11 protein-coding genes are annotated in these 11,188 nt (G+C 27.6%); 9 read left to right on the top strand and 2 right to left on the bottom strand.

Annotation, left to right across the window (positions count from 1 at the left end; all coding sequences use genetic code 11):
* The first annotated feature begins 19 nt into the window (after nucleotides 1-19).
* Entirely contained in the window at nucleotides 20-883 is an 864-nt protein-coding gene (rsmI, locus tag ACTT9D_RS03715; protein ID WP_440930514.1) for a 16S rRNA (cytidine(1402)-2'-O)-methyltransferase, read from the top strand.
* Nucleotides 873-1,466 carry a BON domain-containing protein gene (locus tag ACTT9D_RS03710; RefSeq protein ID WP_440930513.1) on the top strand — a complete coding sequence of 198 codons (594 nt, stop codon included), beginning with the start codon at nucleotides 873-875 and terminating at the stop codon, nucleotides 1,464-1,466. Before rsmI ends, ACTT9D_RS03710 begins: the two co-directional genes overlap by 11 nt.
* Here the strand turns inward: ACTT9D_RS03710 and ACTT9D_RS03705 are convergent.
* The gene (locus ACTT9D_RS03705) at nucleotides 1,463-3,754 is read right to left on the bottom strand and encodes an NADP-dependent malic enzyme (RefSeq protein ID WP_440930512.1); all 2,292 of its coding nucleotides are present in this window, start codon (nucleotides 3,752-3,754) and stop codon (nucleotides 1,463-1,465) included. The genes ACTT9D_RS03710 and ACTT9D_RS03705 overlap by 4 nt on opposite strands.
* 50 nt (nucleotides 3,755-3,804) lie before the next feature.
* Here ACTT9D_RS03705 and murJ point away from each other — a divergent pair, with 50 nt between their 5' ends.
* From murJ to ACTT9D_RS03685, 4 genes are read left to right on the top strand one after another with little or no spacing between them, the layout of a single operon-like run.
* Nucleotides 3,805-5,334, top strand: coding sequence for a murein biosynthesis integral membrane protein MurJ (murJ, locus tag ACTT9D_RS03700; protein WP_440930511.1), 1,530 nt, complete (start codon nucleotides 3,805-3,807; stop codon nucleotides 5,332-5,334).
* Between the two features lie 6 nt (nucleotides 5,335-5,340).
* Nucleotides 5,341-6,345 (top strand): tryptophan--tRNA ligase, encoded by a 1,005-nt coding sequence (gene trpS, locus ACTT9D_RS03695; RefSeq protein ID WP_440930510.1) that lies wholly within the window; start codon nucleotides 5,341-5,343, stop codon nucleotides 6,343-6,345.
* 51 nt (nucleotides 6,346-6,396) lie between these two features.
* A complete protein-coding gene (locus ACTT9D_RS03690) occupies nucleotides 6,397-6,939 on the top strand; it encodes a NifU family protein (RefSeq protein WP_440930509.1) in 543 nt (180 codons plus the stop codon).
* Nucleotides 6,936-8,048 carry a glucosaminidase domain-containing protein gene (locus ACTT9D_RS03685; protein WP_440930508.1) on the top strand — a complete coding sequence of 371 codons (1,113 nt, stop codon included), beginning with the start codon at nucleotides 6,936-6,938 and terminating at the stop codon, nucleotides 8,046-8,048. Before ACTT9D_RS03690 ends, ACTT9D_RS03685 begins: the two co-directional genes overlap by 4 nt.
* Here ACTT9D_RS03685 and ACTT9D_RS03680 read toward each other — a convergent pair.
* Nucleotides 8,045-9,037: a polysaccharide deacetylase family protein gene (locus ACTT9D_RS03680; RefSeq protein ID WP_440930507.1), complete on the bottom strand. Its 993-nt coding sequence runs from the start codon at nucleotides 9,035-9,037 to the stop codon at nucleotides 8,045-8,047. The two genes, ACTT9D_RS03685 and ACTT9D_RS03680, sit on opposite strands and share 4 nt — an antisense overlap.
* Before the next feature lie 13 nt (nucleotides 9,038-9,050).
* Here ACTT9D_RS03680 and ACTT9D_RS03675 point away from each other — a divergent pair, with 13 nt between their 5' ends.
* From ACTT9D_RS03675 to miaB, 3 genes are read left to right on the top strand one after another with little or no spacing between them, the layout of a single operon-like run.
* Complete coding sequence (locus tag ACTT9D_RS03675) at nucleotides 9,051-9,437, top strand: peptidase M22 (protein ID WP_440930506.1); 387 nt, start codon at nucleotides 9,051-9,053, stop codon at nucleotides 9,435-9,437.
* A gap of 8 nt (nucleotides 9,438-9,445) precedes the next feature.
* The gene (locus tag ACTT9D_RS03670; protein ID WP_440930505.1) at nucleotides 9,446-9,862 is read left to right on the top strand and encodes a Fur family transcriptional regulator; all 417 of its coding nucleotides are present in this window, start codon (nucleotides 9,446-9,448) and stop codon (nucleotides 9,860-9,862) included.
* The gene (miaB, locus tag ACTT9D_RS03665) at nucleotides 9,859-11,187 is read left to right on the top strand and encodes a tRNA (N6-isopentenyl adenosine(37)-C2)-methylthiotransferase MiaB (protein WP_440930504.1); all 1,329 of its coding nucleotides are present in this window, start codon (nucleotides 9,859-9,861) and stop codon (nucleotides 11,185-11,187) included. The genes ACTT9D_RS03670 and miaB overlap by 4 nt, the downstream gene beginning before the upstream one ends.
* The last annotated feature ends 1 nt before the right edge of the window (nucleotide 11,188 follow it).

Genomic DNA, 11,188 nt, shown 5'->3' with positions numbered 1-11,188 from the left:
ATATTAATTTATTATCATAATGAATTTAAAATTAAAATCTGACAATAATAAGTTGAAAACTGGCTTGTATCTAATACCTACACCAATAGGAAATTTAAAAGATATTTCTTTAAGAGCAATTGAAGTTTTTAAAAATTCTGATTATATTTTATGTGAAGATACACGTATTTCACAAAATTTACTTAAAAAATATAGTATTAACAGTAAATTAATATCTAATCATAAATTCAACGAAACAAAAAATTTAAGTAAAGTAATAAGTTTATTGAAATCAAACCATTTGATATCATTAATATCTGATGCTGGAACACCAACTATTTCTGATCCAGGAAATATCCTTGTAAATGAATGCATAAAAAATAATATTAGTGTTATCCCTGTACCGGGTGCTTCTGCAGTAACAAGTGCAATATCAGTAAGTGGCTTTTCAGATAGATTTTATTTTTATGGCTTTTTACCAGTTAAAAAGAAAGTCATAAATGAAGATTTAAGAATATTATCAAATTTAAATTGTTCTATTGTTTTTTTTACCTCAGCAAAAAAATTCCAAAAAACAATTATTGATTTAAAAAAGTTTTTTATTGATAGAAAAATATTAGTTTGTCGGGAAATGACAAAAATTTATGAGGAATTTGTCAGAGAAGATCTTGCTAAGCTAGACGAAACAAAATTTAATTTAAAGGGTGAATTTACAATAGTAATTTCTGAGAAAAATAATCAAAAAAATAATTCCCATTTTCTTGATGAATCAGATAAAAATAAAATCAATAAGATGATTAAAAAATTAAGCGTTAAGGAAATTGTCTCCTTAATTTGTGATGAAAGTAAAGTGTCAAAAAAAGAAGTTTATAATTATTGTTTAAAATTAAAAAATGAAAAATAAATTATTATTAATTTTGATATTGGGATTATTACTTTCAGGCTGTATTGGTGTTGCCTCTACTGGTTTGTTTGGAACTGGCGTCAGTGTTGCATTTGATCCCAGAACTGTTGGAACGCAAATAGATGATAATATTATGGAGAAAAGTTTAAAAACAAAAATCTTACTTAGAGATAAAAATCATTTACTACAGGTAAAAGTTGAAGTTCTAGATGGTAGAATATTTTTGACAGGTAAAGTAGATAATCCTGAAGAAAAACTTCAACTGACTAAATTAGCATGGGAAACAAATGGCGTAAGATCAGTGAGAAATGATTTAAAAATCAAAGAAGAATTTAACTTTCAACAATCTGCAAAAGATTTATTAATAACTTCACAACTAAGATCAGCAATAATTTTTAATAAAAAAATTAAAGCAACAAATTATCAAATAGATACTTTTAAGAAGAAAATATTTATTTATGGTATAGCCGAGGATGCTGATGAAAAAGATGAAGTAATTAAAGAAGCTAAATCAATTTTAGATGTAGAAGATGTGATTGCTAGTATTTTGTTATTGGAAGAACTTAGAATTCAAAAAAACTAATTATTTAAGTTATAATCAATGATATCAGAAGAATATGCGGCTATTGAAGCGAGATTTAAAATTTCTGATGTTGAACATCTTAGGGGTGCAATTTCAATTGGTAAACCAAGCCCTATTAGCAATGGTCCAATTACTTTACTATCACCAAAAGCCTTAATCATTTTGTATGAAATAGACGCTGCATGTTGACCAGGCATAATTAATATATTTGCATTTCCAACAATCTTTGAGAAAGGATATAATTTTTTATATTCTTCATTTAAAGCTACGTCAGGCTGCATATCTCCATCAAACTCAAAATCTACTTTTTTATTTTTTAAAATTTCAACAGCTTCTCTGATTTGTTCTGTTCTGCTTGTTACTGGTTGTCCAAAAGTTGAGTGTGAAACAAAAGCAACTTTGGGATCAAATCCAAATAATCTAACTACCCTTGCTGCTGAAACTGCAATTTCAGATAGTTGTTGGGATGTTGGCCATTCATGAACACTTGTGTCAGCAACGAAAATTGTTTTGCCTTTGTGAACCACAAGATTTAATCCAAACATTATTTCTCCAGCCCTTGCACCTATTACTTTTTGTACTTTTTCTAACGAAGCTCCAAAACGTCTTGTATTTCCAGTTACAGCACCATCAGCATCACCACAAGCGACCATACAAGAAGCCCAAATTACACGATCATTTCTTACAAGTCTGTCACAATCCCATTCCAAAAGACCCTGTTCTCTTTGAAGTTTTTTAAATAAGTATTTTGTATATTTTTCTCTTTTGGAATTGTCTGTTGAATTAGTTATTTCAAAATCAAAATGATCATCATAACCAATCTTTTGGATTTGTTCTTTAATCTTTGCTTCTTTCCCTACCAATATAGGAATACCTAATTTAGAATTTTTAAAGGCAATTGCAGCTTTTAAAGTATTTTCATCTTCTCCATCAGCAAATACTATTCTCTTCTGTTTGTTTTTAATTAAGTTGTTTATCCCATTCATTATTGTAACAGTTGGATCTAATCTTTGTTTTAATTCTTCTTTGTATGTGTCAAAATTTTTTATTTCTTTTCTTGCAACACCTGTTTCCATTGCCGCTTTTGCAACAGCAGCAGGGATGACACTTATTAATCTTGGGTCAAAAGTTGAGGGAATAATATATTCTTTACCATAATGAGGCCTGTTACCACCCATTGCGGCTACAACTTCGTCAGGCACATCCTCTCTTGCTAAATTAGCAATAGCATGAGCTGCAGCAACTTTCATCTCTTCGTTAATTGTCTTGGATCTTACATCTAAAGCACCTCGAAATATGTATGGAAATCCGATTAAATTATTTACTTGATTTGGATAATCAGATCTTCCTGTTGCAATAATTGCATCATGTCTTACTTCTTCAATTTCCTCAGGAGTAATTTCTGGATCTGGATTTGCACAAGCAAATATGATCGGATTTTTTGCCATTTTTTTTACGAAAGCTTTCGGTAAAGCTCCTTTAGCAGATAAACCTAAAAAAACATCCGCCCCATCTATAGCATCTTCTAAAGTTCTTTTTTTTGTTTCAATTGCGTGTCTAGATTTCCATTGATCAACTTTTTCTGGTCTGCCTTTATAAATTACACCTTTCCTATCAAGCATAATCACATTTTCATTAGGCACCCCTGTTCTTTTAAACAATTCAGTGCAAGCTATTGCAGAGGCACCAGCTCCATTCACTACTACCTTAATATCTTTAATTGATTTACCACTTATATCTAAAGCATTTATTAAGGCAGCTGTTGTAATGATTGCAGTACCATGTTGATCATCATGAAAGACAGGAATGTCTAAAATTTCTTTTAATTTTTGTTCAATTATAAAACAATCTGGTGCCGCTATATCTTCTAAATTTATACCTCCAAAACTGGGTGCAAAATTTTTTACACTTTGAATTATTTCGTTAGCGTCTGAGCAATCTATCTCTAAGTCTATAGAATCTATATCTGCAAATCTTTTAAATAATACTGCTTTTCCTTCCATTACTGGTTTAGAGGCAAGTGCTCCTAAATTGCCCAATCCTAAAATTGCAGATCCATTACTTATTACAGCCACTAAATTACCCTTACTTGTATAATCATAAGCACTTTCAGGATTTTCACTTATTTTTTTTACAGGAACTGCTACTCCAGGAGAATATGCAAGAGCAAGATCTCTCTTTGTTGTCATATTTTTTGATGAAACAATCTCAATCTTGCCAGGTTTTTTTTTAGTATGAAACTCTAATGCTTCTTTATCAGTGTAATGATCAGTTTTTGTTTTATTCATTTTTGGTATTTATATGTACAAATAGGACTAAATTAAGACTAATATGATTTATGAACTTGATTAAGTCAACAGGCACATTTAGTTTCTTTACCGTATTAAGTAGGATATCTGGATATATAAGAGATATCCTAATAGCTTTCTTTTTAGGAACTGGCTTTATAGCAGATGCTTTTTTTGTGGCATTTAGAATTCCAAATACATTTAGAAGATTGTTTTCAGAAGGAACATTTAATGCTGCATTTATACCAAGTTATACATCTGAACAAAGATTAGGAAAAATAAAATCTGAAAAGTTTGCAAATCAAGTTTTTAATATTCTATTAATAGTATTGTTTCTTTTAGTTATTATTGTTGAATTATTTGCACCTTTTTTTGTATCATTGTTAGCTCCAGGCTTTATTGAAGATGATCAAAAAATAGATTTAGCAATTAAATTAACAAGAATTACCTTCCCTTTTTTATTGTTTGTATCTTTAGCATCTTTTTTTGCTGCAATATTAAACTCTAATAATAGATTTGCTGCAGCAGCCGCATCTCCAATTATTTTAAATTTGATATTGATAATTACATTATTAATTTCAGCCAACATTGGAGATCAACTTGCCTACCAATTGTCTTACGCTGTAACAATTAGTGGGATTATACAATTATTATTTTTATATATTTTTGTTAAAAAATTTTTCTTATTGAATTTATCTTTTAAAATAAATTTTAATCAAAAAATTAAGTTTTTTTTCAGGAAATTATTTCCAAGTATTTTTGCTGCAGGTGTAACTCAAATAAATGTTTTAATTGGCACTATTATTGCGTCCTTCCAAGCAGGAGCTGTTTCATATTTATACTATGCAGATAGAATTTATCAGATAAATTTAGCAATAGCTGGAATTGCTGTGGGCGTAGTTATACTTCCGCAACTATCAAAATATATTCAATCAAAAAACAAAGAAAAGATTAATCTTATTCAAAATAAATCAATCGAACTTTGTTTATTCTTATCATTACCAGCTTCTATAGCTTTATTTTTAGGCTCTGAGGAAATAGTATCTGCTTTGTTTGGATATGGATCTTTTAATGATCAATCGATAATAAATTCTTCAAAAGCCCTTTTTTATTTTGCATTTGGACTACCAGCATTTGCTCTAATAAAAATATTTTCAAGTTTCTTTTTTGCAAACAATGATACTAGAACCCCTTTTTATATTTCTTTAATTTCAGTAGCATTAAACGTTTTCATAAGTGTGTATTATTTCAAAGAAATAGGATTTATAATTATACCAATTGCAACTTCAATTTCTTCATGGTTTAACATGATTATTTTGTTTTTATATTTACTGAATAAAAACTTATTTAAATTTAATCAAAGCTTTTTATTTCAATTTATCAAAATTATATTTGCTTCCTTAGTTATGGGAATATTTTTTCATTTAATGATTACTGAATTTAGTTATTATTTAGATAATGATTATTCGTTAAAAGCAATTTTTATTTTAATTTTTGTGTTTTTAAGCATTCTTTTTTATCTTTTAGTTTCTTTTTTAATTAAAGCATTTAAATTAAGTGATATTAGAGCTAAATATTAATTTGTTATGAACAAGAAAATTTTTTCAGGAGTTCAACCTACTGGTAATTTGCATTTAGGAAATTATTTGGGTGCTATAAAAAATTTTGTAGAATTAGGAAATGATCGAAATAATCATTGTATCTATTGTGTTGTAGATCTTCACGCAATAACTGTAAAACAAGATCCAAAATTATTAACTGAAAATATTCGAGAAACTGTTGCAACCTTTGTAGCAAGTGGAATCGATCCTGAAAAAAATATAATATTTAATCAATCAAGAGTTTCTGCTCATGCAGAAGCAGCATGGATTTTTAGTTGTGTGGCTAGAATGGGTTGGTTGAATAGAATGACTCAATTTAAAGAGAAAGCAGGAAAAGATAAAGAAAAAGCGAGTGTTGGGTTATATTCATATCCGGTTCTTATGGCGGCTGATATTTTACTTTATGATGCAACACATGTACCTGTCGGAGAAGATCAAAAACAACATTTAGAATTGAGCCGTGATATAGCTCAAAAATTTAATAATGATTTCCAACAAGAAAACTTTCTTAAAATCCCAGAACCATTAATTCAAAAGGAATTTTCTAGAATTATGAGTTTAAGAGATGGTACTAAAAAAATGAGTAAATCCGAAGTGTCAGATTTAAGTAGAATCAATTTAACTGATAATAAAGATGCAATTATTTCAAAAATTAAAAAAGCCAAAACAGATCCTATGCCTTTACCTGCTGACATTAAAGAATTAGATAAAAGACCCGAAGCAAAAAATTTGTTAAGTATTTATTCAAGTTTAAACGATGTGACACTAGAAAAAACAATTAGCCAATTTTCTGGTAAAAACTTTTCAGAATTTAAAGAATCTTTAATTCAAGTTTTAGTTGATAAACTTGACCCAATATCTGGGGAAATTAATAAATTAATGTCAAATAAAGATTATTTAGACAGAATTCTTGATTTAGGTTGTGAAAAAGCAAATAATATTGCCTCAGAGAAAATCAAAAAAATAAAGCAAATAGTTGGATTTAATTAATTTTTTAATTATCAAGTTTTAATTTCAGGATTAATTACTATATTGAATGACATGTTTGTACAAACAGAAATTACACCTAATCCTAATTCATTAAAATTTTTACCAGGAAAAAGGGTTTCTAATAATGGGTCTTTTGAGATAACGAAAAAAGATAATATTAATAATGAATTAGTAAGAAATTTATTGTCAGTAAATGGTGTTGAGGGAATTTTTTTAGGTGAAGATTTTATATCAGTAAATAAATTAGACAGTATTAATTGGGAGGAAATAAAACACATAGTTATTTCTCTTATTAATGATTTTTATTCTGATGGTAAGGATTTTGTAATTGATAAAAATTTGGATGAAGAAATTTCAAATCGTTCTGAAATTGAACAGAATATAATTAAAATTTTAGACCAGAAAATTAGACCTGCTGTTGCTAAAGATGGTGGTGATATCAAATTTAAAGAATTTAAAGACGGAATTGTAAGAGTTCAATTACAAGGAAGTTGTTCGGGCTGTCCAAGTTCTACAATGACATTAAAGCAAGGTGTTCAAAATTTATTAAAGCACTATATAAAAGAAGTTAAAGAAGTAGAGGCAGTACAATGAAAAACTTGAAATTTATTAACTTTAATTCTAAAAAAAAGACAAGTGAATTTGTTTATTTATTTGGAGATAGAGTTACAGGCACAATTGGCAGAACTTTTATTTCGTGTATCTTAGTATTGATATTTTTTTACAGTGTTCCAATTGTAATTAATTTTGTTGATGAAGATATATTAACTGGTGAATACAAAAATAATTCAAGAAAAATAATGGTTTATAAACTTGATGGAAAAAGTTTGGACAATAAAGAAAAAAATAATGAAGATATAGAGGTTTTTAACGAAAAAGATTTACTATCAGATATTTTAACTTTAAATAATATTGATAATGATTCCATCCGATTAAGTGCATCAACTATTAGACAACTATTTGAAGATACAAATTACAGTCTAAATGATGTGAGAAAAAACAAACTGGTTAAACCAGTTGCATTAAGTTGGTTGCCTCACGAAATAAAAAAAATAGAAAATATAAAAAAAAGAAAAGAATTATTTTTACAGATTGTATTGCCTTTAATTTTAGAAGAGAATAACAAAATTAGATTAGATCGAATAAAATTATTTACCATAATAAAAAAATCACAAAATTCAATTGTTGAAAAGAAATGGTTAAATGAAAAATACAAACAGTATGGAGTAAATTCAAAAGACCTTTCAACTTTAAAGATAAGAATGGACGAAATACCAACTTCATTAGCCTTAGCTCAAGCAGCTAAGGAAACGGGATGGGGCACTTCTAGATTTGCATTGGAAGGAAATGCATTGTTTGGACAGTGGACATGGTCTGGAGAGGGTTTAAAACCAAAAGAATCCGATTCATCTGAAGGGCATAAAGTAATGAAGTTTAATATTTTGCAAGCTTCTGTTCGAGCATATCAAAGAAATTTAAATACACACAAATCTTATAAAGATTTTAGAACGGCAAGAGCTGAATTAAGATCCGAAGGTAAAGAATTAGATAGTATAATTTTATCTGAATATTTAGATAAGTATGCTGAAACAGGCACAAAATATGTGGAAATCTTAAAAAAGATTATTGAGCAAAATAATTTAAAAGATTTTGATGATGCAAAGTTATTGCCATCAAGCAAAAAATTAGAAAGCTTGATTTAGTTTCTTACGGTAAATTGAGTCCCAAACCATCTCCATTTACCTTTATCATTTAACGAGCAATTAATTCTACCTCTTCTTGGTAAAAACTTATCTTCAAATTTTATTATCATTAAATTGTTTTTAAAAGTAGAATTTGTTCTTTTCCAATTACCACCATCATTAGAATAACAAGTAATATTATTTATATTAGTTTGTTCATCAAAAAACTCAACAACTAACTCTGGAGGATTAGAATTATTATTTATTTTTTTTTCCTCTGGTTTAATAGATCTATATTCAAGAGGGTTATAATTGATAACAGATTTAAATCTTTTCAAATCACCATATTTTTCATTTATGGGAAATCTTGGTAATTCATATTTATCTTTATTTAAATCAATAACTCCAGAATGTTGTCCAAAAGCAATATTAAAATTTTCTGAGATATAATCTTTCATAAATTTTGAATATTCTCCAAAGGGATAAGAAAATATGGAGGGAACATAGCCAAGTTTTTCTTTAAAAATTTTACTAGCTGTTTCAATATCATTTTTAAAATCATCATAACTAAAATCAATCAGATATTCATGAGTATGAGAATGATGTCCAATTGTGCCTAAGGGTGATTTTTCAATTTCTATGATCTGCTCCCATGTCATATAACCATTTTTTCCAACTGGTTCAGTTGAAACAAATAGAATAAATGGAATATCATTTTTTCTTAAGTATGGCCATGCTTCTTCATAAAATGAATTAAAACCATCATCTATTGAGATTAATATTTTTTTTTCTTTTTTACTTATACTAAATTCTTCCTCAAAAAGCTTGGGATCATAAAATTTATATCCAAGATTTTTAATTATTTGCATTTGTTCATCAAACACATTCATTCTGATGTTTGTTGAAGGATATTTGTTCTCATTAAATCGATGATACATCAAAGACAGAACGCCCTTATCATTTGAAAAAAATTTGCTATCATTTTCAGATGCAATAGAGTTAAATGACAAATAAAAATAGCAGATGGAAAAACTAATAATAGATGTTGCAAATGAAAAAATTTTTTTAATGCTCATTAATGAAGATAATATTCATAAAGTTGAACTTGAAAATAGTAAAATTAACTATGAGAGGTTATCTATCTTGATTAACGAATTTTTAGAAAAGCATAAAAAAAATTTGAATAATATCTCTCAAATATATGTAAATAGAGGCCCTGGTAGTTTCGCAGGCATCAGGAATTCTTTATCAACTGTTAAAGCAATAAATTTGGTTAACAATACAGATTATTTTTGTTTTAGTTTTAATGATTTTAAAAACGAAAATGATGTTAAATATGAAAATATTCCAGATTTATGCAAAAAATATAAGATTAAAAAAAATTTGATTAATCCTGATTATTCAGGTTAAAACTAATTATGTCAGAAACCATAGAAGAAAAATGTTTATTAAAAGGGGTAAAGCTTACTGACCAGAGACGTGTAATTGCTCAAGTCATGTCAAAATCAACAGATCATCCAGATGTTGATGAATTATATAAGAGAGTTTCCAAAATAGACACAAAAATTAGCATCGCCACAGTTTATAGGACTGTAAAGCTTTTTGAGGAAAGTGGGATTTTGACAAAACATGAATTTAAAGGAGATAAAGCTAGATATGAGGAATTAAACGAAGGCCATCATGATCATCTAATTGATGTAAAAACTGGTGAGATAATTGAATTTGTTGATGATGAAATAGAAAAGTTACAGCAAAAAGTTGCTAAGAAGTATGGTTACAAATTAGTAGACCATAAATTAGAGTTATATGGAGTAAAAATTAACTCAAAAAAATGATGAAAAAAATTTTTATCAAAACATTTGGTTGTCAAATGAATGAATATGATTCTAATCGAATATTTGACACCGTTAAAAAAATTGGTTTTGATAAAACAGATGTGCTTGAAGAAACTGATTGTTATCTTTTAAATACATGTCACATTAGAGATAAAGCTAAAGAAAAAGTTTATCATGATATTGGAAGAATAAAGAAAAGTTTCAGATTAAAAAAAAAACCTTTCGTAATTATAGCAGGATGTGTGGCACAAGCTGAGAATGAAGAAATGTTAAAAAGAGAACCTTATATTGATTTAGTTATTGGGCCACAGGCGTATCATAAAATAAATTCAAAAATAAAGGAATATTTTCAAAAACAAAAAAAATTAGAGGAAACAGATTTTGATGCTGAAGCAAAATTTAATTATCTTAATCAAATTAAAAATAGCTCAAGTAAAGTATCTTCCTTTTTAACAATTCAAGAGGGATGTGATAAGTTTTGTCATTTTTGTGTAGTCCCTTATACACGTGGTCCAGAATATTCGAGATCCTTTCATGAAATTATTGATGAAGCTAAAAATCTATCTTTTAATGGAGTTAAGGAAATTACTCTGCTTGGACAAAATGTTAATGCTTATAAATATGATAATTATAAGTTATCTGATTTAATTCTTGAGATTGAAAAAATTCCAGAAATAAAAAGAATCAGGTACACAACATCTCATCCAAGAGATATGACTGATGATCTAGTTGAAGTTTATGGAATTTCAAAAAAATTGATGCCTTTAGTTCACTTACCTGTTCAAAGTGGATCTGATAAAGTTCTAAAATTAATGAATAGGAAACATTTGATAAGTGATTACATAAAGACTTATGAAAGATTAAAAAAAATAAATTCTAAAATAGAATTTTCTAGCGACTTTATAATCGCATATCCTGGTGAAGATGAAAAAGATTTTAATGAAACTTTTGAATTAATTAAAAATATTAAATTTATCAATTCGTTTTCTTTTATTTTTAGTCCAAGACCAGGAACAGCAGCATCAAATTTGAAATTAATAGATAAAGAAATTTCAAAAGCAAGATTGGAAAAAGTACAAAAACAATTATTTGAAAATCAAATTTTAATGAACAATTCTTTAGAAACTAAGGAAATTGATGTCTTAGTTGAAAATAAAACTGAAGAAAATAACAAGTTTTTTGGTAGATCTGAGTACATGACTTCAGTTATATTTGATGGTAATGATGAAGATGTGGGACAAGTGATAAAAGTAAAAATTAACAATAGTAATCAAAACACACTGTTTGGTAAAAAAGTAAGAAAATCAGAACAAAAAGTAGCTTGAA

This window comes from Candidatus Pelagibacter sp. (assembly GCF_052049815.1).
Classification (GTDB): Bacteria; Pseudomonadota; Alphaproteobacteria; order Pelagibacterales; family Pelagibacteraceae; genus Pelagibacter.
This window is presented reverse-complemented; position numbering and strand designations above follow the sequence as displayed.